Source organism: Thiomonas sp. FB-Cd (assembly GCF_000733775.1).
Lineage (GTDB): Bacteria > Pseudomonadota > Gammaproteobacteria > Burkholderiales > Burkholderiaceae_C > Thiomonas_A.
In genome coordinates, this window is record NZ_JPOE01000002.1 from 2,010,227 (window position 1) to 2,033,338 (window position 23,112).

At 66.6% G+C, this 23,112-nt stretch carries 19 protein-coding genes and 1 riboswitch; of the genes, 3 read left to right on the forward strand and 16 right to left on the reverse strand.

What is annotated here, in order from left to right; all coding sequences use genetic code 11:
* Nucleotides 1–24 precede the first annotated feature (24 nt).
* The 11 genes from CD04_RS21665 to CD04_RS0109800 all read right to left on the reverse strand — a co-directional run bounded on the left by CD04_RS21665 (nt 25) and on the right by CD04_RS0109800 (nt 11,337).
* Nucleotides 25–816, reverse strand: a complete 792-nt coding sequence (locus CD04_RS21665; protein ID WP_038167681.1) for a hypothetical protein — start codon at nt 814–816, stop codon at nt 25–27.
* 380 nt (nt 817–1,196) lie between these two features.
* Complete coding sequence (thiE, locus tag CD04_RS0109755) at nt 1,197–2,771, reverse strand: thiamine phosphate synthase (RefSeq protein ID WP_051849070.1); 1,575 nt, start codon at nt 2,769–2,771, stop codon at nt 1,197–1,199.
* Nucleotides 2,772–2,927: 156 nt separating this feature from the next.
* Entirely contained in the window at nt 2,928–3,872 is a 945-nt protein-coding gene (locus CD04_RS0109760) for a thiazole synthase (protein ID WP_038167683.1), read from the reverse strand.
* A gap of 17 nt (nt 3,873–3,889) precedes the next feature.
* Nucleotides 3,890–4,150, reverse strand: coding sequence for a sulfur carrier protein ThiS (thiS, locus tag CD04_RS0109765; RefSeq protein ID WP_051849071.1), 261 nt, complete (start codon nt 4,148–4,150; stop codon nt 3,890–3,892).
* Nucleotides 4,140–5,300 (reverse strand): FAD-dependent oxidoreductase, encoded by a 1,161-nt coding sequence (locus tag CD04_RS0109770; RefSeq protein ID WP_231480522.1) that lies wholly within the window; start codon nt 5,298–5,300, stop codon nt 4,140–4,142. The genes thiS and CD04_RS0109770 overlap by 11 nt, the downstream gene beginning before the upstream one ends.
* A gap of 20 nt (nt 5,301–5,320) precedes the next feature.
* Nucleotides 5,321–7,195: a phosphomethylpyrimidine synthase ThiC gene (gene thiC, locus CD04_RS0109775; protein WP_031406312.1), complete on the reverse strand. Its 1,875-nt coding sequence runs from the start codon at nt 7,193–7,195 to the stop codon at nt 5,321–5,323.
* Between the two features lie 32 nt (nt 7,196–7,227).
* Nucleotides 7,228–7,343: riboswitch (TPP riboswitch) on the reverse strand.
* 94 nt (nt 7,344–7,437) lie between these two features.
* Complete coding sequence (locus CD04_RS0109780; protein ID WP_231480523.1) at nt 7,438–8,049, reverse strand: DUF924 family protein; 612 nt, start codon at nt 8,047–8,049, stop codon at nt 7,438–7,440.
* Between the two features lie 7 nt (nt 8,050–8,056).
* Nucleotides 8,057–9,283 (reverse strand): Na+/H+ antiporter NhaA, encoded by a 1,227-nt coding sequence (nhaA, locus tag CD04_RS0109785; protein ID WP_051849073.1) that lies wholly within the window; start codon nt 9,281–9,283, stop codon nt 8,057–8,059.
* A 137-nt stretch (nt 9,284–9,420) separates the two neighbouring features.
* A complete protein-coding gene (gene ppa / locus CD04_RS0109790) occupies nt 9,421–9,954 on the reverse strand; it encodes an inorganic diphosphatase (RefSeq protein WP_031406316.1) in 534 nt (177 codons plus the stop codon).
* 73 nt (nt 9,955–10,027) lie between these two features.
* Nucleotides 10,028–10,741: a BON domain-containing protein gene (locus CD04_RS0109795; RefSeq protein ID WP_038167686.1), complete on the reverse strand. Its 714-nt coding sequence runs from the start codon at nt 10,739–10,741 to the stop codon at nt 10,028–10,030.
* Nucleotides 10,738–11,337 carry a phosphoheptose isomerase gene (locus CD04_RS0109800; protein ID WP_031406320.1) on the reverse strand — a complete coding sequence of 200 codons (600 nt, stop codon included), beginning with the start codon at nt 11,335–11,337 and terminating at the stop codon, nt 10,738–10,740. The genes CD04_RS0109795 and CD04_RS0109800 overlap by 4 nt, the downstream gene beginning before the upstream one ends.
* A gap of 437 nt (nt 11,338–11,774) precedes the next feature.
* On the opposite strand from CD04_RS0109800, the gene rsmI reads away from it, so the two are divergent.
* Entirely contained in the window at nt 11,775–12,728 is a 954-nt protein-coding gene (gene rsmI, locus CD04_RS0109805) for a 16S rRNA (cytidine(1402)-2'-O)-methyltransferase (protein ID WP_051849259.1), read from the forward strand.
* A gap of 13 nt (nt 12,729–12,741) precedes the next feature.
* On the opposite strand, the gene CD04_RS22555 is transcribed toward rsmI, so the two are convergent.
* Together CD04_RS22555 and CD04_RS0109815 are read right to left on the reverse strand one after the other, a co-directional pair.
* A complete protein-coding gene (locus CD04_RS22555) occupies nt 12,742–15,255 on the reverse strand; it encodes a diguanylate cyclase (protein ID WP_197033069.1) in 2,514 nt (837 codons plus the stop codon).
* A gap of 234 nt (nt 15,256–15,489) precedes the next feature.
* The gene (locus CD04_RS0109815) at nt 15,490–16,605 is read right to left on the reverse strand and encodes an NADH:flavin oxidoreductase/NADH oxidase (protein WP_031406326.1); all 1,116 of its coding nucleotides are present in this window, start codon (nt 16,603–16,605) and stop codon (nt 15,490–15,492) included.
* 490 nt (nt 16,606–17,095) lie between these two features.
* On the opposite strand from CD04_RS0109815, the gene CD04_RS0109820 reads away from it, so the two are divergent.
* Nucleotides 17,096–17,893 (forward strand): 3-hydroxybutyrate dehydrogenase, encoded by a 798-nt coding sequence (locus CD04_RS0109820; RefSeq protein ID WP_031406328.1) that lies wholly within the window; start codon nt 17,096–17,098, stop codon nt 17,891–17,893.
* A gap of 26 nt (nt 17,894–17,919) precedes the next feature.
* A complete protein-coding gene (locus CD04_RS0109825; RefSeq protein WP_156030289.1) occupies nt 17,920–19,176 on the forward strand; it encodes a patatin-like phospholipase family protein in 1,257 nt (418 codons plus the stop codon).
* Between the two features lie 127 nt (nt 19,177–19,303).
* On the opposite strand, the gene CD04_RS0109830 is transcribed toward CD04_RS0109825, so the two are convergent.
* The 3 genes from CD04_RS0109830 to CD04_RS0109840 form a co-directional block, all read right to left on the reverse strand.
* Nucleotides 19,304–21,286 carry an ATP-dependent helicase gene (locus tag CD04_RS0109830; protein ID WP_031406332.1) on the reverse strand — a complete coding sequence of 661 codons (1,983 nt, stop codon included), beginning with the start codon at nt 21,284–21,286 and terminating at the stop codon, nt 19,304–19,306.
* Between the two features lie 94 nt (nt 21,287–21,380).
* Nucleotides 21,381–22,043, reverse strand: a complete 663-nt coding sequence (locus CD04_RS0109835) for a glutathione S-transferase family protein (protein WP_031406333.1) — start codon at nt 22,041–22,043, stop codon at nt 21,381–21,383.
* Nucleotides 22,044–22,067: 24 nt separating this feature from the next.
* Nucleotides 22,068–23,054 (reverse strand): complex I NDUFA9 subunit family protein, encoded by a 987-nt coding sequence (locus tag CD04_RS0109840; protein ID WP_031406335.1) that lies wholly within the window; start codon nt 23,052–23,054, stop codon nt 22,068–22,070.
* Nucleotides 23,055–23,112 lie beyond the last annotated feature (58 nt).

The window sequence follows — 23,112 nt, forward strand, 5'->3', positions numbered from 1 at the left end:
ATGCAGGCGTGCCGCCGGCCTCGGTCATTTTCGCGGTCGACCCCGCACGCCCGGCTGCAGCCGGCGCCCCGCGGCCTGCTCGAGTTCGGCGACGAACCCGGCATCACCCAGCGCCAACCCGGCGCGCAAGGCACGCTCCAGGGCCACGCCCTCGGAGGCGCCCAATCCGGCCTGCACCATCCGCGCATAGGCTGCTTCGCGTTCGAACGGCGTGTTGCCCAGCGCCCAATACGCGGCGGGAAGGTGCAGCGCCGGCGTGCCGCCCCTTGGCCCAGCCTGCCCGCAATGCACGCCCGCGCTGCTCCAGGCCCAGATCGGCGCCGCCGCGGCCACCCCCGCGCGCTGCGCCGCCGTGTCGACCCAGACCATGGCCGACAACGCCCACAACTGCGGCTCCAGGACGGCGCTGCGAAACCGCCCGGCCCACACCGCCGAGCGCCCGCTCCCGCGTGCCTCATCGCGCGTCCCAGGGGCCTCGTTCGCCCTTTCGCCATGCGTGAGCTCAGCTCTCGCGGCCGGCCCCGCAGCCGTCGCGACCCGCTCATCCTGGGCTGATCCCCGGCTTGCACGGCGCGCGAGCATCTGCATCAACCCGGACAGCGCTGGCGCGTCCTCGGGTGTGGCCAGCATGTACACCGCGTCAGGCAGCAGGCAATAGGCGTGCAACCGCACCGCAAAGCGCTGCAGCCCCTGGACAAGCGTTGCCAGCAACCGCTCGCGTGCCTCGTCGCAAGCCAACGGGCGCGCGCCCGGCACGGCCACGAGTTTGAGCAGGTGTGGCAGGTGGGGGATGCAAAGACGTGCCCTGCGGGCCATGGAGGAAGGGGTGGCTGTTTGTCGAATCCGCCAGCTGCGCGCAGATCCGATCATGGCATTGGAACGAGGTGTCGATCCTAACGTGCGCCCGCGACCACCCGCGGATGGACAAGGCGTGGCCGCAGCGCGTTGGTCATCAGCGTGCGCTCTCGTACGGCAAGACCGCAGTCGGCCACGAGCGGCGCGCGCAAAGCCGGGCAGAAGGCTGCAGCGCGGGGACGGTGCGAACCAGCACCCGCCGAGCGTGGCTTGACCGGATGCGCGAGCACACGCCGCTCAGGGATGCTTGGGGAATCCGCGCGATCCCTCACCGCCCTCAACGGCGAGGCTCGTCGCGCACCGGGTCAGCGATGGCGCCTCGCCAGGTGAAGCCATGAACGCTAGGCCCGCGCCGCGTTGCGACAGTCCAGCGCCTGCTTGGCGATGGCCAGCCCCCGGCGCACGGCGGCTTGCGGATCGGTGGTCTGAGTGACGGCGCTGACCACCGCGAAACCATCTGCGCCGCATGCCATCACCGCCGCCGCCTGGTCCAGTCCAATGCCGCCGATGGCCACCACCGGATAGCGCGGTTTGCAGCGGGCCGCCCAGTCACGCAGCCGCTCCAGGCCCAGGGGCCGATAGGGCATGACCTTGAGCGTGGTCGGAAACACGGGTCCGAGTGCGACATAGCTTGGCTGCAGGGCGTGCGCGCGGGCAAGCTCGGCCGGCGTGTGGGTGCTCACGCCCAGGCGCAAACCCGCAGCGCGCAGGCCCGCCAAGTCGGCGCCAACCAAGTCTTCCTGACCAAGATGCACGCCGTACGCGCCCACGGCCAGTGCCTGGCGCCAGTGGTCGTTGACGAAGAGCTGTGCGCCGGCTTGCTGCGCGGCGCTGTTGACGCGCGCGATGGCGGCTTCCAGCGCTGCACCGTGCAGGTCCTTGATGCGCAGCTGCAGGGTGCGCACACCCCAGTCCAACAGACGCAACGCCCAGTCGACGTCAGGGACGATGGGGTAAAACCCCACCGCGGCTGCCAGCGGGGCGAACGACTCCGCCGCCGGGCCGGGGGCCACGTGCGACGCGGCAAGCGTCGCTCCAGCGCCATCCGCCGGCACCCCGCCCGCCACGCCCCCGAACGGACGAGCCGGGAAGCTGCTGCTGTCGAGCGAGGCACTGGCATTGACCATGGGCCGTCCGCCGGCGCGTGTCCACGCCTGCGCAATGCCGGCATGGGTGCGCCATTGCGCCTCCACGGCCGCATCCACCACACTCCACCCCGCAGCCAGCATGGCCGCCATGGTTGCGGCGTGCAGACAGCCCGTGCCATGCGAGCCGCGGCCCAGGCGGGGCACGACGAGGGGTTGGGCATTGTCGCGCGTCACGAGCCAATCCACACTGAGCGCGCCCAGCGCATGCCCGCCCTTGAGCACGACCGCCTGGGTGCGGCCCTCGCGCAGCCACTGTTCGCGCATCGCCTGCAACCACGCCGCGGGGATCGGGCCGAGGTCACCCCACGCGGGCAGGCCGAGCAAGGCAGCGGCCTCCTCGCGGTTGGGCGTGATCACGGTTGCCGTGCGCGCCATGCTGCGCAGCGCGTTGGCGTCTGCCGCGGTCAGCGGCGCGCCACCCGCACTGGCGCCAAGCACCGGATCCCACACCACCGGGCCGCCCTCAAACTTGCCGCAGAAGCCAGCCACCTCGGCAGCCACCGCCACGTCGCCAAGCATGCCGACCTTCACCGCCACCGGCTCGACCTCCGCGCACAGCGCCGCAAGGGCTGCGCGCACCACCGCCGGGTCGCTCGGCGCCACCTGCTGCACGCCGTGTGCGTTTTGCACCGTCAACGCCGTACAGACGCTTGCGCCCTTGCGGCCCATGGCCTGCCACACAGCCATGTCGGTGGTCAGGCCCGCCCCGCCCGTGGGGTCGTGGCCGGCAATGGTCAGGAGCAATCCGATGTCATCAAGGCTGGGCATGGGTCAAAGCGCAGGGGCGCTGAGGAAGAAATGACAATGCGTCGGTCGGTGAGCGCAAGCATAGCCAAGGCCTGCGAGCGCGTGTCGCAACACTGCATGGCCACCACGTTGAGGCACGCCTGCAGCACGGCATTGGCGCGTGCGCCCACCCGGCGCTCAGCTCGCGCCGACTTCGTGCCAGAACGGCATGCCGACTGTGGGCGTGGACGCCTGTGCGGTATCACGCTCGGGCATCACGCCGGCCTCGTAGCCCAGGCGCCCGGCCTGCACCGCATGCGCAAACGCGCGAGCCATCCCCACCGGATCCGCAGCCTGGGCCACAGCCGTGTTCAGCAGCACCGCGTCGAAGCCAAGTTCCATGACTTGCGCAGCATGCGAGGGCTTGCCCAGGCCGGCATCGACGATCAGCACGGCCTCCGGGAGGCGCTCGCGCAGCGTGCGCAGCGCATGGAGGTTCTGCGGACCCCGACCCGAGCCGATCGGGGCCGCCCACGGCATCACTGCCGCCACGCCCGCTTCGAGCAGGCGACGCGCAAGCACCAGGTCGTCGGTTGTGTAGGCGAACACGGCAAAACCCTCGCGCACCAGTCGCTGCGCGGCTTGCAGCGTGCCAAACGGGTCGGGTTGCAAGGTGTAGTCGTCGCCCACGACCTCCAGCTTGATCCAGTTGGTGCCGAACAATTCACGAGCCATCAGCGCGAGGCTGACGGCCTGCTCGGCATCGTGGCACCCGGCGGTGTTCGGCAGCAGCCGGCAGCCCAGCTGGCTGATGCGCTGCCAGAATGCCTGCCCGCCTCCGGTTTCGGGTTGCAAACGGCGCAATCCGACGGTGAGGACCTGCGCGCTGCTTGCCGTCACCGCCTGCTCCAGGATCTCTGGGCTCGGGTAATGCGCCGTGCCCAGCAACAGGCGCGACTGCAGCCGGGCATCGCAGACGCTCCAGGCGCTGCCCGAACACGCTCCCTCATCGCCGGGTTGCCCGATCAATGCACCCTGTCTGCGGGAAACGCCCAGCGTCGCCTGGGGGGGCGCGGCTGTGGCGTGCTCAATCGGGGTCAGCCCACCCCAGCCCATTGGGACGGCCGTGATTTCAGTTTCCATCGCCCATAGCTCCCGGATCACCCGCCCACCACCGGGGCGACAATGTCAATGCGGTCGTTGCCACGCAAGGACTGCGCGGCCCACTGCGCCCTTGGCACGAACACGCCATTGAGCGCGCAGGCGAAGGCGCGCTGCGTCGGGTCCAGACCGCGCTCAAGCAGCAGGGCCTGCAATGTGGGCGCTGCGCTGTGCACCTCCGCGCCATTGAGCTCAAGCCTGCGCAAAGCAGTTGTGGCGGCACCTGCGATCGGGCCTTGCAGATCGTCGTCAGGCTGCATGAAACATGGAGTCGGATGGGGGCACGGCGATGCCCAGGGCGCCGGAGATATCGGCCGCGACCTGCTGCACCAACGCAGGCGCAATGAGGTAGCCGTGCCGGAACAGGCCGTTGATCCGCCACACCCCGTCGGGCGCAAGCCCGGCCACGGGGCGGTGGTCGGGCAGGGCCGGGCGCAGCGCAGCGGCCAGACGCATGACGCGCGCCTCGCCAAACTCGGGATGCAGGCTGTAAAGGGCGCTGCCCAGCTCCAGTGTGGAGCGCAGCGTGGGTGCGCCGGCATCGTCGCTGTCGAGCTCTGTGGCCCCCACGACGAACTGCCCACCCGGGCGCGGCGCCACGTAGATTGCATAGCGCGGATGGATCAACCGCACGGGGCGACGCAGATTCAAACCGGGCGCAAACACGGTGAGCACTTCACCGCGCACGCCGTGCAGACCGGGCAGACTGACCCTTGCGCCCACACCGCGACAGTCCACCGCCAGGTCGAAGGCGTGGCGCCGGCCGCGGGCATCAACCAGAGCACGCGGCTCGACCGCATCCACGGCCAGCCCTTCATGCCAGGCACCACCCACCGCAGCCAACCCGGCGTCCAGCGCCGCGGCCAGCGCGGCATAGAGCTGGTCGTTGGCGAGTTGCCCCTCTTGCGGCAGGAAGAGCCCCTGCGCGAAGCGCCCTGCCAACAGGGGCTCCAGCGCTGCGATATGCTCGGCGTCGACGGCCTGCGCAGCTTGCCCCTGGGCATCAGGCGGCAGGTGTGCATGCAGCAGCGCCGCGTAGTGTTGAAGTGCACCGCGGTCCGGTGCGTGCGCAACCACCAGCGTGCCTTCCTTGCGGAAGTAAACCTCCCGCGCGGTCTGTTCGTGCAACTCCTGCAGCCATTGCGGCCAGATCGCGAGTGACTCCACACCCCACGCGTGAATCTGCGCATCGGCAGCGGCGAGCTCTGCAGTGGGCGAGAGCATCGCCGCCGCCGTCGGCCCGGCGCTGCTGCGGTCCTCGCGCGCGTGGGCATCGAACAGATCCACCGCGCAGCCGGCGCGCAAAAGCCGCCACGCCAGCAACCGCCCTGCCAGGCCCGCACCGGCAATACCGATGCGCGGCCGCGCTGCCTGCGAACCGCGCGAGGAACGCTGAGGCAGCGAAGACACTTCAGCCGCCCCGATCGCGCTCACAGGTAAATCTCGCCGCCGGTTTTGCGGAATTCCTCAGCCTTGCGTGCCAGTTCCTGCTTGAGATCGCCTGCAGCCACCTGGCTTTGCGCAGCGTTGCGAATGTCCTGACTGATTTTCATCGAGCAGAACTTCGGGCCGCACATGGAACAGAAATGTGCGGTCTTGGCCGCCTCCTTGGGCAGGGTTTCGTCGTGAAAGGCGCGTGCCGTGTCCGGATCGAGCGCCAATCGGAACTGGTCTTCCCAGCGGAACTCGAAACGGGCGCGCGAGATGGCGTTGTCCCACATTTGCGCACCCGGGTAGCCCTTGGCCAGATCGGCCGCATGCGCCGCGATCTTGTAGGCGATCAGGCCTTGCTTGACGTCCTCGCGGTCGGGCAGGCCCAAGTGTTCCTTGGGCGTGACATAGCACAGCATCGCCGTGCCAGCCCATCCGATGTTGGCCGCGCCAATCGCGCTGGTAATGTGGTCGTAGCCGGGAGCGATATCCGTGGTCAACGGCCCCAGGGTGTAGAACGGCGCCTCGAAGCAGTGCTTGAGCTCCTCCTCGACATTGACCGCCACCATATGCAGCGGCACATGGCCGGGGCCCTCGATCATCACCTGCACGTCATGCTTCCACGCGATCTGCGTGAGCTCGCCCAGGGTGTGGAGTTCGCTGAATTGCGCCTCGTCGTTTGCGTCGGCGATCGAACCGGGTCGCAGCCCGTCCCCCAGGGAGAAGGTGACGTCATAGGCCTTCATGATCTCGCAGATGTCCTCAAAGCGCGTGTACAGGAAATTCTCCTGGTGATGCGCCAGACACCATTTGGCCATGATCGAGCCTCCGCGCGAGACGATGCCCGTGACGCGCTGGGCCGTGAGCGGCACGTAGCGCAGCAGGACGCCTGCGTGGATGGTGAAGTAGTCCACGCCCTGCTCGGCCTGTTCGACGAGCGTGTCGCGAAACAGCTCCCAGGTCAGATCCTCGGCCACGCCACCCACCTTTTCCAAGGCCTGATAGATGGGCACGGTGCCAATCGGCACCGGAGCGTTGCGCACGATCCATTCACGGGTTTCATGAATGTGTTTGCCCGTTGACAGGTCCATCACGGTGTCGGCGCCCCAGCGGATGGCCCAGACCATCTTGTCCACCTCGTCCTCGATGTCGCTGGTCACGGCCGAGTTGCCGATGTTCGCATTGACCTTGGTGAGGAAGTTGCGCCCGATGATCATCGGCTCGATCTCGGGATGATTGATGTTCGCGGGAATCACCGCGCGCCCCGCAGCGACCTCGTCGCGCACGAACTCGCCCGTGATGGCATGGCGCATGCCAAACCAGCTTCCACGATGCTGGCCCCCGTTTTGCGCCAGCGCCTCGGGCAGCTGCGCGCGCAACAGGTTCTCGCGCAGCGCGATGAACTCCATCTCGGGCGTGACGATGCCCCGGCGTGCGTAGTGCATCTGGCTGACGTTGGCGCCCGCCTTGGCGCGCCGCGGAGCCGGCGGCGCGGCAAAGCGCAACGCGGCCGTTGCCGGGTCTTGCGCACGCTGCAGGCCAAACGCGCTGCTCGGCCCTTCAAGCTGCTCGGTGTCGCCGCGTGCGGCAATCCAGCCCGCGCGCAGCGCCGGCAGACCCGCACGCACATCGATGGCGGCATGCGGGTCGGTGTAGGGTCCGGACGTGTCATACACGCGCAGCGGCGCGTTTTTCTGCAGCCGCGTGACCTCGGCCGACTCCTGGATGAGCGTATCCGAGAGCGCGATCTCGCGCCACGGCACGCGCACGCCCTGCGCGCTTTCGGCATAGACCTTGTGCGAGGCCGGAAATGGGGTACGGGTGATGCGGCTGGACAGACGCTCGGCATCAACGGCGCGGCGAACTTCGGACATGGTGGCCTCCTGGGATGGTTGGCCTGCCGAAGCGCATGGGGCGACTTGGTTTCCTACGCGGGGATGACCCCGATCAGGTTCAGCGGATTTCGCAGCGTTGCGATCTCAGCCGGGCCACATGCGGCTCCCGACACTCCGACAAGCGGTCTTGAGTATAGGCCGCGCGCGACGGGCCGTCGCCGACGACCGTATTGGGCACAGGGGATTCCACACCTTGGCGGCGCGGCGGCCACAGCGCCGTGTCAAAAACCCGATCCAGGCTGCTGCAAAAAAGCCTCCTCCTGCGGCGTACTGGGACGCCCGAGCGCGGCGTTGCGGTGGGGAAACCGGCCGAACGACGCAATGACGTCGCGGTGGCGCACGGCGTAGCCGAGAAAGTTGTCGAACAGGGCGCGCTCGCTCTCAGGCACCGCGTTGCGCAGGGCCGTGAACAGCGACACGCTGCGCTGCTGAGCAGCGCCGTCCTCGGCGTGCTCGAAGGGCAGGTACACGAACACGCGCTCGATGGCGTGTAGGCGCCGGTCGTCTCCGGCGTCGACCATCGCCCGGGCCTGCTCCAGCGCGAGGCCATCGGTCGCGAAGGCTTGCCGCGTCGCGCGGAACATGTTGCGCGGACATTGATCAAGTAGAACGATCAGGGCAAGCCGTCCGTGCGGCGTACGCTCCCAGTCAGCCAGCGCGCGGCCTGCCGCCCGATCGTACAGACCCCTGAAGCGGTTGCGGATCTCGGCGTCCAGGGTTGCATCCTTGCCGAACCAGCGCTGCCGCTGCATGGCCCAGGTGGCCTGGGCATCATGCGAAACCGTGCCGAACCAGAATTGCAGCAGGCCTGAAGCCTCCAGGGACGTTTTCACGATCGCATCACGCCGCCCGGGCATTCGGGTAGAGGCGGCGCGTGATCAGGGTTCCGGCGGTCAAAGCCAGCACCGTACCGAGCAGAACCCCGATTTTGGCGGCATCGAACTCCTGCACATCGCCGCCAAAAGCCAGGCCGGCAATGAACAAGGACATGGTGAATCCCACGCCACAAAATGCGGCGATCGGAAGCATCAGTCGCCACGAATAGCCCGGGGGCAGACCGCCCACGACCATGACGGTCGCGCCCACCCCGGCCAGGATGCCCACGGGCTTGCCCAGCACAAGGCCAAGCGCCACACCCCAGGTCACACCATGGCCGAGCAGGGCAAGGCCCGCCCCACCCAGCTGCACGCCCGCATTGGCAAGGGCAAACAGGGGCAGGATCAGCCAGGACACGAAAGGCGCCAGCGCATGCTCGACATTGACACCGGCTCCGCCCTCACGGGTTTGCGGCAGCAGGATCCCGGCGAGTACGCCAGCCACCGTCGCGTGCACACCCGACTTGAGCACGAACCCCCACAACACGACGCCCAGGAACAGGTAAGGCCAGGCGCGACGCACACCAAAACCCTGCAGCAGCACCATGAGCAGCACGATCGCAACCGAAGCCCCGAGCATGGGCCCGGAAATTCGCGCGGTGTAGAAGGCCGCGATAATCAGGACCGCACCCAGGTCGTCGAGTACGGCCACCGCCGTGAGGAAGATCCGCGCTTGCGGCGGCAAGCCACGCGCCAGCAAGGCCATGAAACCCAGCGCGAACGCGATATCGGTTGCAGCGGGCACGGCCCAGCCGGCAAGCGCCTTGGCGTGTCCCGCATTGATGGCGACAAAGACCATCGCCGGCACGGCCATGCCACCCAGGGCCGCCGCCACGGGCAAAGCGCGCGAACGCGCATTGGCCAAGGCGCCGAAGAGCCACTCGCGCTTGATTTCGATTCCAACTTGCAGGAAAAACAGCGCCATCAGCGCATCGTTGATCCACAGCAAATTGCTTTCCACCAGGTGCAGTGGCCCCAGATGCACGCCCCAAGCGGCTTGCAGCACGCTCTCCCAGTCGCGAGCCAGCGGGCTGTTCATCAACACCAGTCCGAGCACCGCACTGCCCGCCAGCACCAGCCCTGCACGGGCAGCCGTCGACTCGATTTTCGGGGGGGGCGAGCCGCTCATCGGGACGTCATTGCGTTGGGGCACGCCCTCGCCACAGCCCTGCTCTCCCTGCCAGTCTTCCACGCATGTCCTCGTGGCATCCCCGCACCCGTTGCACGATCAGAAAGAAGCGGGCCGCGGGCGCGCCATGCACCATTCGTTTCCATGCGCGCGACCGCTGAGGTGAACGCGCGCATGGCTGAGCTCAAACGCAGCCCCGGCTACTCGATCGCGGCGTAGCGCTTGCTGCTTGCGGTGATCTCGGCACGCGCGGCGTCCACTCCAGCCCAGCCATTGGTCTTGACCCACTTGCCGGCTTCCAGCGCTTTGTATTGCTGAAAGAAATGCTCGATCTGCTTGAGCAGCGTTTCGCCGAGATCCTCGGGTTTCTGAATATGCTTGTAGCCCGGCCAGAGCTTGTCCACCGGCACGCCGATGAGCTTGGCGTCGGGTCCGGCCTCGTCCGTCATCTGCAGCACGCCGACGGGACGGCAGCGGATGGCGCAGCCATGGACCAGCGCCACCGGGGTGACGACCAGCATGTCCACCGGGTCGCCGTCCTCCGACAACGTTTGCGGGATATACCCGTAGTTGCACGGGTAGTGCATCGCTGTGGACAAGAAACGGTCGACGAAAAGCGCGCCCGACACCTTGTCCACTTCGTATTTCACCGGTGCAGCACCAGCCGGGATCTCGATGATCACATTGACGTCGTCGGGCAGGCCTTTGCCTGCGGGAACTTGGAGCAAACTCATGGAAGACTCACCTTGGTTGGGATAGAAAACGGGGCGATTTCACCAGCGCGCATTCCGGGGGCATGACCAAACCTCAAGGCTTGGCAGGGGTTGTCGGGGCAGAACCCGCGGGTGTGATGGGGGTCTGCGCGGTGTTGCTGTAGATGCCTTGCAATTGGTCTGGGGTGATGATGTCGAACAGGGTGACGACTTTCTGCACGCCGGACACGGCGCTTGCCACTGCAGCGGCCTGGTCGGCCTCGTCCTGGGTGACGATGCCCTGCAAATACACGATGCCCGCTGAGGTGGTGATCTTGAACGCCTGCGAGTACAGCTGTTTGTCGTCGATGAAGGAAGCCCGCACCTTGGAGGTGATGTAGGTGTCGTTGGCCTCCTCGCCCAGAGTCGAGTTGGGCCCGACCACGACCTCGTTGGCGACGGCCTTGACGTTGGCGATGCTGGAGACGATCTGCTGGATCTGCTGCTTGTAGGCTTCAGTCGGGACCTGGCCCGTAATCAGAACCTGCTGGTTATAGCTGTTGACGCTGACATTGCCATTGCCACGCAGGGCGTTGCTGATCTGCGTGGCTGCCTTGACTTGAATGGTCTGGTCTTCGAGTTGGGCCCCCGCCGTGCGGCGGTCGGTGGCGACCATCGCGGTGCCGCCCACCGCAGCCGCGCCGAGCACAAAGCAACCCTGCAGTTGCGTGACCGCAATCGCCGCCATCAGCACCAAGCCGACGCGTGGGAGGGAAAAACGCGATTTGGCCCGCACATGCGTGCGGAAGATTTTGGTACGGTGTGTCATGCAGTGTCCTCCTGGTCGCCCATCAGTGTCCAGTCTACCCCGTCACAGATGCAGTGCAGCATGAGCAGGTGCACCTCCTGAATGCGTGCCGTACGGTCATGCGGCACGCACAGGTGCACATCGACGTCGCGCAGCAGTGCGGTCATTTGCCCCCCACCCTTGCCGGTCATGCCCACCACCAGCATGTCGCGCTCCTGCGCCGCGCGCACGGCCTCCACCACGCTGGGCGAATTGCCGCTGGTGGAGATGGCCACCAAGACGTCGCCCGGCTGGCCAAGCGCGCGCACTTGCCGCGAAAAGACCTGCTCGAAGCCGTAATCGTTGGCGATCGCGGTGAGGATGGATGTGTCGGTGGTGAGCGCGATGGCGGCGAGCTCCGGGCGCTCACGCTCGAAACGGCCCACCAGCTCCGCGGCAAGATGCTGCGCGTCCGCGGCCGAACCGCCATTGCCACACGCGAGGATTTTGCCGCCGTTGCTTACCGCATTGGCCATGCAGGCCACGGCCTGTGCCAGGGGCTCGGCCAGCAGCGCGCCGGCCTGCTGCTTAAGCTGGGCGCTTTCTTGAAACTGCCGTTGGATGCGTTGTTCGAGCATGGTGGTGGACCCTGCAAAAACTTGCATTATTCCCCGGCTCGCCATCGCCGTGCCAAGCGCGACCGTGCGTCGCGTCGGCACAGTCGGCACCAAGCGTGGGTACGGCGTGCAAAAGACGACCTTCGCCTGGGTGTTGAGACCATGGCCGCGAACGGCCCGCTGCCGTCGCCTGCGCGGCGCACCGAGGCGTGCAGCGCGCAGAGCACGACTTTGGGGCCAGACCCGCCCCCGGTCGCCATCGCGCCAGACACGGCCCCGGAAGGCGCAATCGCTCCAACCCCTGTCCAGCGTGGCAAGGGCGACCGTCGCGCGGCTCATCGGATAATGGCGCACTCCTGCGCTTGCGGCCCCTGCTGCAGCGCAATTCAGCTTGCGCCATCCGGCGGCGCCCCATGCGCGGTGACGGACGCGCCGCGGGCTTTGCCAAGTGTCGTGCCATGTCATCCTCTGCCTCCACTGCTCCGCCCGCTCCGGCCTGTGACCCGCTGGCTGCCGCGCTCTCCTTTTGCTCGGGCCAGCAACTGCCACCGGGCGGCTGCCTTCTTGTGGTCGCCACGCCCATCGGCAATCTGGCCGACATCACCCTGCGGGCCCTGGCCATGCTCGAGCGCTGCGATGTGGTCGCGGCCGAAGATACGCGCATGGCGCAGCGCTTGCTGCAGGCCTATGGGATCTCCAAGCCACTGCTGCGCGCCGATCGCCACCGCGAGCAGGCCGCCGCGGGCGAGATGCTCGACCTCCTGGCAGCCGGGCGACGTGTGGCCTTTGTGAGCGATGCCGGCACGCCTGGCGTCAACGACCCGGGTGCAGTCCTGGTGCGCAACGCGCGCTCCGCCGGCTACCCGGTCTTCGCGCTGCCCGGCGCCAGCAGCGTGACGGCAGCGCTTAGCGCTTGCGGGCTTGATCTTGACCTCGGTTACACCTTTGCGGGCTACGTGCCTGCAACGCAGCAGCAGCGCATCGCATTCTGGCGCGAACAACTCTCGAGCCCGCGTGTCGTCGTGTGTTTCGAAACCCCTCACCGCATCGACGACAGTTTGCAGGATTTGCAGCATCTCGCATTGGCGCTTGCAGCGGCCCCGCGCATCGTGCTGGCGAAGGAATTGACCAAGCAGTTTGAAACGTACGTTGCCGATACGCCGAGCGCCTTGCTCGATTGGCTTCGCGCGGACCCGAAGCGCGCGCAAGGCGAGTTCGTGCTGGTGCTCCAGCCGGCGACCACAGCCGAGGAGGTCAACGCGCGGGCCCAGCGTTGGCTGCTGCGCCTGGCGCGTGAGCTGCCCGCATCGCGCGCGGCCGCAGTAGTGGCCGAGATGCTCGACGCTGACCGCAAGACGCTGTATCGCTGGCTGCTTGCCCAGGATACGGACACCGCCGGGCGCAGCCGCTGAAGTCCGGGTGCGCTTAGCGCATCGCGATCACACGGTTGCGACCCTGGCGCTTGGCTTCGTAAAGGCTGTCATCCGCCTCGGTCAGGACGCGCACGATTTCGTCCTGGGGACCTTGCAAGGTGCCAATGCCGATGCTCAGCGTGATGTGCAGGCTGCGCTCGGAGACCAGGAATGGCCGCTGGCTCACGCGGCTGCGCAGGATATCCATCGCCGCTGCCGCAGCTGCCGTGTTCATCCCTGGCAGCATGATGAGAAATTCCTCGCCGCCCCAACGCGCCACCCAGCCGCCGCGCGGCGCACCCTGCCGCAAGGTTGTCGCCATCTGGCGCAGCACGGCGTCGCCAGCGGAATGGCCGCACTCATCATTCACGAGCTTGAAATGATCCAGATCACACAGCGCCACGCTGAACGAGGCACCACCGCGCCGCATCGCCTGGAGGGCCTCATCCATGCGCAGCTGCGCGGCACGGCGATTGAGCAGCCCTGTGAGCCCGTCCGTATAGGCCTGGCTGAGCAGGCTGTCGCGCTGGTTGCGGTCATAGAGCACCCGTGCAAACCAGGCAGCCAGCAGTTCCGCGTACTGGCAATCGGCAGGGTCGAAGTGGTCGCCCTGCGGTGCATCGCCCAGGAGCAGCAGGCAGCCGAGGGTCTGGTGCGCCTGGGTCAAGGGCAGCCGGATCACGGAGCCGACGCCGGAGATGCCCGCCAAACCGGGGTACCGGCTCGTGTCGGCGATCCACAGCGAGCCATCCGACTCATCGTCGCAGGCGCACAGCGGGTGACTGGACGACAGCGTCTGGCCCTGCCTGAAGCGGTTATGCACGTCCTGCACGTACAGCATGTGGCACTGCTCGTCCAAGCGCAGGCAGATGATGGCTGCTTGAAGGCCGAGTGCGTCACGCCCCTGCGCCAGCATGCGGGCAATGGGATCGATCGCATCGGCATGGAGGGGGTCCTCGCTCGCCCCCGCAGCCAACTCCCACAGCGTTTGCAGACGTTGCGACTGCCGCTCCACGGCACGCAGGAGGTTCTCGCGCTCACTCACGTCGATGGCCAAGCCATGAAGCACCTTTTGACCCTGGGCTGTCATTTCGGCATGTTCGGCCAGCGAAAGCCAGACCGTGCCGCCATCCGCGCCACGGGTCCACACCAAGCGGCGCCCGCTTTCCGTCGCGCTTGCGTCACCGGTGTGCGGCCCGCCCGCGGTGGTGAAAAGTTCATCCCATTCCCGCCCGATCAGCTTGCGCGCAGGACGGTGCAGCATGCGTGCAAAGCTGGAGTCGACCGCCACGAGCACGCCGTTGTGCGCCGTGCGGGTGTAGGTGCCGGCCTGCGCGGCCTTCAGCAGGGTTTTTTCGCGGTTCCGGGCAAGGCGGCGCGCCTGTTCACGTGAGCGCACCAGTTTGCGCAGCAGCGCGTCAATCTCGGCCACGCCACTGCTGTGCAGCTCCTCGGCACGCACAAAATCCATCTGCTTGCGAATGCGAAGCATGCGCCGCATGAAGTGGCGCATCAGCCAGTTGTAGAGCGCCAGCAGGAGAACCATTGCACTGGCGAGGAGCAAGAAAGGCAACCTGACCTGGCGCCACCACATGGCCACGATGGCCGAGTGCGGGTACGAAAGAAAGGCCACCATTGGAAAATTCTGCAGCCGCGCCCATGCCCCCTCGCGCTCCTGACCATCCACCGTCAATCCCGTGTACACACCCGTGCCTGTCGCGCCATGGCGCGCGAGTGCCTGCATCAATGCGCCCGTGGTTTGGGTGCGGTAAACCGAGCCATCACCGCCGGGAGCCGGATAGCGGCTGATCAGCCAGCCGTCATCGCGCAACAGGCCCATAGCCACGTCACGCCTGAGCGACAAGCCACGCCACAGCGCCTGTTGATGATTCAGAAGCAAACTGGTCTGGACCACGAACTGCACGTCCCCGCTTGCCGTGCGTACCGGGTAGCGCAAGGGGATGAACCACTGTCCGAGCAGCAATCCGTATTGCGGCCGGCCGATGCTCAAACCCTGTGAGACGAGAGTCTGCGCAAAATCCTGGCGATAGTCGGCATAGGCAGGATTGACCATCACGTTGGGCAGTGCACCAACCTTGGAGCCCGCTGTGCTCATCACAATCTGCCCGTTGGGCAGGATGACGCTGGCGCCACCAAATCCGGGGTGGTGCTCCTTGAAGTTTTCCAGCGCGGCGGCCATGCCCACGGGATCGTTCGGCACACCGCGGCTTTGCAGCACATCGCCGAGCTGCTGCAAATCGTCCTGAATCCGCAAAAACGTGGTGTCCGCGTTCAGGGCAAGCAAGGTGGCCGTGAGCTGGGTGCGGTCTTGCTGGGTGCGCCGCACGTTCTCCCACGAAGACCACAGCCACAAGCTGACCAGTACGGCAAACAGTGCCGCCGCGCCTCCCAGCAGGCGCCAGCCCAGGTGCGCCAACGTTGGCGCCCTTGGGTGTGATGGCTTGCGGGCCCGCGGCGCCGCTGAGGGCGCAATGGGTACAAGCGGAAGGGTGGCTGGGTCGTCCATAGGGGTCGGCAAGCCCCGCGCATCGGACACATCCGGGATGGATGCACGGCGATGTGAAGGCTTGCGCCCATTATTGGCAAAGAAAATCCCGAAAAGGCCCGCAAAGCGCAAAGCAATCGCGCAGTTCGTGAACCTGTTCACGAAAGACCCGTTTTCTGCTGCCGGCCGCCGCGGCCGTGCGCCGCCAGGCCAGGCCGCCGCGCGCGGGGATGGCCCCTGCATCCGCAATCCGATTCAGCGCTGCCCGATGCTGGCACCGGCAAACACGCCCCGCGCCTCGCGCGGCTCGCTGCGCCAGTATTGCGGAGGCACCTTGACCGAGGCCCCAAGCACGGCCGCTGCGTGCCAGGGCCAGCGCGGATTCCAAAGCATCGCGCGGGCAAGCGCAACCATGTCGGCGTGGCCTTCTTGCACGATGGTCTCGGCCTGATGCGGATCAGTGATCAGGCCAACGGCCATCGTCGGCAAACCGGTGGCCCGGCGTATGGCTTGCGCCAGCGGAACCTGGTAACCGGGGCCAATCGGAATGGTCTGCAAGGGGGAAATGCCGCCCGAAGACACGTCGATCCATGCGCAGCCGCGCTGCTTGAGTTGTTCGGCGAAGCTCGTCGTCTGCTCCAGATCCCAGCCGCCATCGACCCAATCCGTGGCGGATACTCGCACGCCAAGGGGAATCGACGCCGGCAGCGCTTCGCGCACGGCGTCAAACACGTCCAGTGGATAGCGCATGCGGTTGGCGACATTGCCACCATAGGCATCCATGCGGCGGTTCGCGATGGGCGACAGAAACTGGTGCAACAGATAGCCATGTGCGCAATGCAACTCCACCGCCTGCAAGCCCAGGCGCGCCGCGCGCATGGCCGCGTCCACGAAGGCCTGGCGGATGCGCACCAGCCCATCGGCGTCCAGCGCCAGTGGCGGCGCCTCGCCCTGCCCATGCGGGATCGCCGAGGGCGCCACGCTTGGCCACCCACCTTGCTCCGGCGCAAGCAATTGCCCCCCATCCCAGGGCCTTGCGCTCGATGCCTTGCGCCCCGCATGCGAAAGCTGGATGCCAATGGGCAAGTCGCTGAAATTGCGCACATCATCCAGCACGGCGCGCAACGCACGTTCGTTTGCGTCGGAATACAAGCCGAGGCAACCCGGCGTGATGCGCCCGACCGCCTCGACGGCCGTGGCCTCGATGATCAGCAACCCGGCACCACTTTGAGCCATTTGCCCCAGATGCACCCGATGCCAGGGCGTTGCGCTGCCATGTTCGGCGCTGTACTGACACATCGGACTGACGATGATTCGATTGGCCAGAGCGAGTGGCCCGAGTTGAAAAGCAGAAAACAGATGTGAAGTCATGGAGAACGTGTTCTGGACTGCAAAGAAAGGGCCCCTGATGTTGGGCCACGGGACATCGCAACGCAACATTCTCGGCGCCTTGCGCCAAATTTGCATGGCCCGTGCGTCCGCACGCCTGCGTTCCGGCCGCAGGCGTCGCCAAAGGCCCGCCCGCGCCGTCACTGTAATGGAACGTAAATGTTGTCTGGGCCCGGTGTCTTCGTCGGCGCGCCCACACCACGACGGACGATCAGCCCGGAACCTGAGGCCACGATGCCTGTGCAATTGCATGGCGGTTACCGGCTTCCCGCCCAAGGCCAAGAGGGGGCTTTCAGAAGACCTTAAGGCCCAGCGCCCACAATGGGGCTGTCGGGCTTATCCCATCGGCGATCCCAGGGCAGCATCGTGGGGGCCGCAAAATGGTGCTGTGCACAAATAGCGCGCGTATGCTTTGATTCGCGTGCAAGAACAACAGTCGCCGAACTCGAACCATCCCAACCAGGAGATTCCCATGCAAATCACCCAGACCAGCCTGCAAGGCAAGACTGCCCTCATCACTGGTGCCGCCAGCGGCATCGGCAAGAACATGGCACTGGTGTTCGCCAAGGCAGGCTGCGCCGTCGCGGTGGCTGACCTGAACCAGGCCGGTGCCGATGCCACAGCCAAGGAGATTGTGGACGCTGGCGGACGGGCGGTGGGCGTTGCCATGGATGTCACCAACGAAGATCAGGTGAACGCCGGCTTCGACAAAGCCGTGGCTGTGCTTGGGCCGATCGACATTCTGGTGTCCAACGCCGGCATCCAGATCGTCAACCCGATCGAGAACTACGCCTTCGCCGACTGGAAAAAGATGCTGGCCATTCATCTTGACGGGGCCTTCCTCACAACCAAGGCGGCGCTCAAAAGCATGTATCGGGATCAACGCGGGGGGGTGGTCCTCTACATGGGCTCGGTGCACTCGCATGAGGCCTCCAAGCTCAAGAGCGCTTACGTTGCGGCCAAGCATGGTCTCTTGGGCCTGGCGCGGGTCCTGGCCAAGGAGGGCGGGCCGAAGGGCGTACGCTCGCACGTGATTTGCCCCGGCTTCGTGCGCACGCCGCTGGTCGACAAGCAGATCCCGGAGCAAGCCAAGGAGCTTGGCATCACCGAGGACCAGGTGATCAAGAACGTGATGCTCAAGGACACGGTGGATGGCGAGTTCACCACGGTGGACGATGTGGCGCAAACCGCGCTGTTTCTGGCCGCCTTCCCCACTGCGGCGCTGACGGGCCAGTCCATCATCGTCAGCCACGGCTGGTGCATGCAGTGAGTACGACCACAGCGCGCAAACGCACGGTGGCCGCAGCCAGAACTGCCGCGCCTGTCAAAACGTCAGGGCACGGTTCCACGCGGGCGGCTGCCAGCAAGACCCATGGCGACGGCAACAACGCGCCGGCCGTGGCCCCCGGGGACTTGCGCTCCCAGGTAGCCGCCTACGAGGAAATCGCCCTGGTTTTGCAAGGCGGCGGCGCGCTCGGCGCCTACCAGGCCGGCGTCGTGCAAGGGCTGACGGACGCGGGCATCCATCCAACCTGGGTGGCCGGCATTTCCATTGGCTCGATCCACTGCGCCATCATCGCAGGCAACCCACCGCACCGCCGCGCCGAGCGGCTGCGCGAGTTCTGGCACAGGGTGACGCAGCCCCCCTTGTTGCCCCCCACGCTGTGGGAGCAGGAACCCTGGGTGTCGATGCTGCCCGAAGAGGCTTTGCCCTGGATGGCCCCGCTGCAAAGCCTGCGCGCGCTGGCCGAGGGACAACGGGGCTTTTTCGTCCCGCGCCCGCTGCCCGGCGTCGGGCCGGACCAAGCCAGCGTCTACGACACGGCGCCCTTGCGGGCGACGCTTGAGGAATTGGTGGATTTCGATCTGCTCAACAGTGGCGCCGTGCGCGTTTCGGTCGGCGCGGTCAACTTGCGCACGGGCAACCTCGAGTACTTCGACACCACCGAGCGGCGCCTGGGGCCCGAGCACTTCATGGCGTCCGGAGCACTGCCACCGGGCTTTCCTGCTGTGCGCATCGGTGACGATCTGTACTGGGATGGCGGGCTCGTTTCCAACACCCCGCTGTCGCAGGTCTTGGGGGGGCACCCGCGCGCGCACACCCTCGTGTTTCAGGTCGACCTGTGGAGCGCAGCCGGCGAGCCCCCGCGGACCTTGGCTGACGTGGGTGGCCGTGTGAAGGACATCCAGTACTCCAGCCGCACGCGCGCCGTCACCGACGTGCTGCATCGCGCGCACGAGCAGCGCAACGTGCTGCGCAGTCTTCTGGAGCGCATCCCGCCCGAGGTTCGCAAGCATGATGCGCTGTGCGCCCAGGTGGAAGAGATGGCGCGTGACAAGCGCTATACCGTCATTCACCTGATCTACGGTGACAAGCCCTTTGACGGCCAGGATAAGGATTTTCAATTCGGCCGTGGCAGCATGCGAGCGCATTGGAACAGCGGCTTGCGCATCGTGGAACGTACCTTGGCCCACCCAAAGTGGTTCGACCTACCGGGCGCCGACCAGCCCTTCGTGACGCACGACGTGCACCGGGAACGCACGAAAGCTTGAGCGCACAGGCCTGGATCCCGGTCTCCCGGACGCAGAACCACAAGGCCCGGGACCGGACACTGGCAGCGCGGGCTGCTATGTGACGACGCCAGCGGTTCGCAGCGCTTGGCGTTCTGGATGCGCGCGATCAGTTGGCTTCCGCCGGCACGTCTGTCTTGCGTGCCTTCAGTGCGGCGATACGCGCCAACGCTGCCGCGCGGCCATCGGTCTTCGGCAGCTCGGCGCGCAAGTCGGCAAGAAAGCGACTGGGCTCGGGACTGCGGCTGGTGCGGCCAGCTGCGCGGCGCTTGCGGCAGTGGGACAGCACCAGGGTCTGGCGTGCACGGGTCACCCCAACGTACATCAAGCGACGCTCCTCCTCCAGAGCGCTGTCCGTCAGGGGTCGATCTTCTGTAAAGAAGGGCAGCAGGCCTTCCTCGCAGCCCGCCAAAATGACATGCTGCCATTCCAGGCCCTTGGCTGCGTGCAGCGTGGATAGCGCAACGGCCTCCTGCTGATCGCCACGCTCGGCCAGCTGGGTGATGAGTGCCACCGTCTGCGCCATGCGCTTCAAGCTGGCTCCGTCTTCTTCAGCTTTGCGCGCGATCCAGTCACAAAAATCACCTACATTGCTCCAGCGCTGGCTTGCCTCGCGCTCGTTGTCGGCTGTCTCGCGCAGGTGCGCCTCGAAACCGATGCTGGCCAGGAGTTCGCGCAGCAAGGGACCCGCCGGCTCCGTGCGTTCGCGCCATTCAATATCGTGCATCAGGCGTGCGAACTCGCGAAGGCCCTCGGCATGGCGTGGCCCCACGACCGTCGGCAACGCCTCGCGAAACAAGGCCTCGAAGAGCGATACCTTCCACTGGGATGCGAAAGCCCCCAGGCTCTTGAGCGTGGCCGCACCGATGCCGCGCTTGGGCGTGGTCACAGCGCGCAGAAAAGCGGGATCATCGTCCGGGTTCGCCAGCAGGCGCAGATAGGCGCATACATCCTTGATCTCGGCCCGGTCAAAAAAGCTCTGCCCGCCGCTGACCGCATACGGGATGTTGGCGCGCCGCAGCGCCTGTTCAATCGGGCGTGACTGGTGATTGGCGCGATAGAGCACGGCAATATCGGAGAGCTTGGCACCGCGTCCGCCACGCAGCGCCTGGACGCGCGCCACAATGCGCTCCGCCTCGTCGTCGTCGCTGTCGGCCTCGCGCACCTCCACCGCATCACCCTCGCCGTGGTCGCTCCATAACTGCTTCGGGTAGAGCTTCGGATTGGCAGCAATCACCGCATTGGCGGCGCGCAGGATGGCGTTGGTCGAACGATAGTTCTGCTCAAGCTTGATCACCTCAAGCTTGGGGTAGTCCACAGGCAACTGGCGCAGGTTGTCGAGCGTGGCGCCGCGCCAGCCATAGATACTCTGATCGTCGTCGCCAACCGCGGTGAACCGTCCCTGCTCACCAGCCAGCAACTTGAGCAGCTTGTACTGCGCTTCGCTCGTGTCCTGGTATTCATCCACCAGCAAATAGCGCAGCCGCGCATTCCAGCGTCCCCGCACGTCAGGATGCTCCTGCAACAGGCGCAGCGGCAGCACCATCAGATCGTCGAAATCCACGGCCTGGTAAGCCGCCAGTTGCTCCGCATAGCGCAACCACACCTTGGCCGCCTGGGCGTCTTCGGGCGTCTGGGCCTGGCTTGCGGCGGATTGCGGGTCGAGAAGGGCGCTCTTCCACTGGCTGATCCGCCATTGCCACGCCCGGGCGAGCTTGGCGTCTGTGGTGCCCCCCGCTTCGCGAATGAGGCTGGCCACGTCGTCCATGTCCAGAATGGAAAACTGGGGCTTGAGCCCAAGCGCCTGGCCGTCCTCGCGCAGCATGCGCACGCCCAGGGCGTGAAAGGTGGCAATCACCAGGTCCTTGGCCGCCTTGCGGTCGTCGAGCAGAGTCCTGGCGCGCTCGCGCATCTCCGCTGCGGCCTTGTTGGTGAACGTGATCGCGGCGATCTCACCCGGCGCATAGCCGGCCTTGAGCAAGCGAGCGATCTTGTGGGTGATCACCCGCGTCTTGCCACTGCCGGCGCCGGCGATCACCAGACAAGGGCCGCTCAAATGCGAAACGGCACGGTCCTGGGCGGCATTGAGCATGGGGTCAGGTCAGAGGGGGGCATCAAGCGTCAGAAACAGGTCTTCCTGCGTGGCATATCCGGCCACGCAAGGCGGCGATTGCAAGGAAGACGGGCTAGGTCCAGTCGGGCTGCAACCGGTAGGGCTCGCCGGCTGCGATGAAATCGTGCTCGGCACGCGCGTCGTCGCACCACTGTCGTACGGCAGGCAGCTCAAGCACGCGCTGCGCATAGGCCGCAGCAGCGTCGGGCAGCCTGGGGGCATACGTCCGAAAGCGCGCGCAGATCGGCGCGCAGAAGGCATCAACCGCACCAAACGTCCCGAACAGAAATGGCCCGCCGCTGGACTGCAGGGCGGCATCCCAAAGCGCGCAGATGCGATCGATGTCGCGCTGCACCGCAACGCTCCAGCCCATGCCCGGCAGGCTGGCCTCGATGTTCATTGGCATATGCTCGCGAAGGGTCTGGAAACCCGCGTGAATGCTTGCGCACAGCACGCGCGCGCGCGCCCGCTGCGTGGCATCCGCCGGCCAGACGCGATGCTGCCCATCGCACTCGGCCATGAATTCCGCGATGGCCAGGCTGTCCGGCACCACGAGGCTGCCATCCATCAGCACGGGCACGGTCTGCGTGGGGGTGATTGGCGCCAGAACGGCATAGAACTCCGCACTGCCCAGGCGCAGCGTGCGCTCGGTAAAGGGAATCTCGAAGTGGCGCATCAACACCCACGGTCGCATCGACCAGGATGAATAGTTCTTGTTACCGATCAGGAGAGTCAGCATGACAGCGCGCCGCGTGTCGCTTCAACGCCCGGCCGTGGCGCGGAACTGGTCGTAACGGGTCTGAGGATCGCGCCCGGCAAGATAGTCCGGCGCGATGACTTCCAGGCTGTACGGATGCGCCACGCCGAGCTCGGGCGCGAACCCGGGCAGCGCGCTGCCAGCCACGCTCGGCACGCGCATGGAATCAAGGTTGTCACGGCTCATCAAGGGTTCGCCCGGCGCGAGTTCCATCACCAGCGCCACGAGCCGCGCTATTGGCGCTGGCAAGGGGATGATGGGCCGGCCACGTCCCTGATTCACCCCTGCCCAGGCGCCCGCAAGCTTGACCAGTTCGGCCAGCGTGTAGACCTTGGGGCCGGTGAGTTCGTAGGTCCGGCCGATCGTGGCGTCAGCCTGAGGCCCGATCAATGCATGCATGGCAGCCTGCACCACATCGCCCACATACACCGGCGCAAAACGCGCATCAGCGCCGCCCAGCGGCACCACGGGCAGCAGACGCTGTACCCGCGCGAAAGCGTTGAGAAACGCATCTCCGGGGCCGAACACCACCGAAGGGCGCAAGATTGTCCAGCGCAAACCCTGTTGGGCGCGAATTGCGGCCTCGCCGTCGCCCTTGGAGCGCAGGTACATCGACGGCGCGTTGCTGTCAGCGCCCAGCGCGCTCATGTGCACCAGCCGGCTGGCGCCCGACGCCACGCAGGCAGCGGCCAGGTTTTGCGCCAGCCGTACATGCGCCCGGGCAAAGCCAGGGCCATAAGGGCGCCCCGTTCGGTCATGCAGGATACCCACGAGATTGACCGCCGCCTGTTGGCCCTGCAGCAGGCGCTCGAGCGTGGCGGTATCGAAGGTGTCGATCTGCACGACCTCGACAGTGGGCAAGGGCAGCAGGTGCTTTGCACGCTCGCGCCTGCGCGTGGGCACCAGGACCTGGCAACCAGCAGCGCTCAGACGCGCGACGAGCCGCGAGCCGATGAAACCTGAACCCCCGAATACAACGATGCTCTTCATGGTCCTCCCTGCTTCTTGTTGGCGCCGCGTGCATTTGCCCGACGACGAGCCTTGCGCA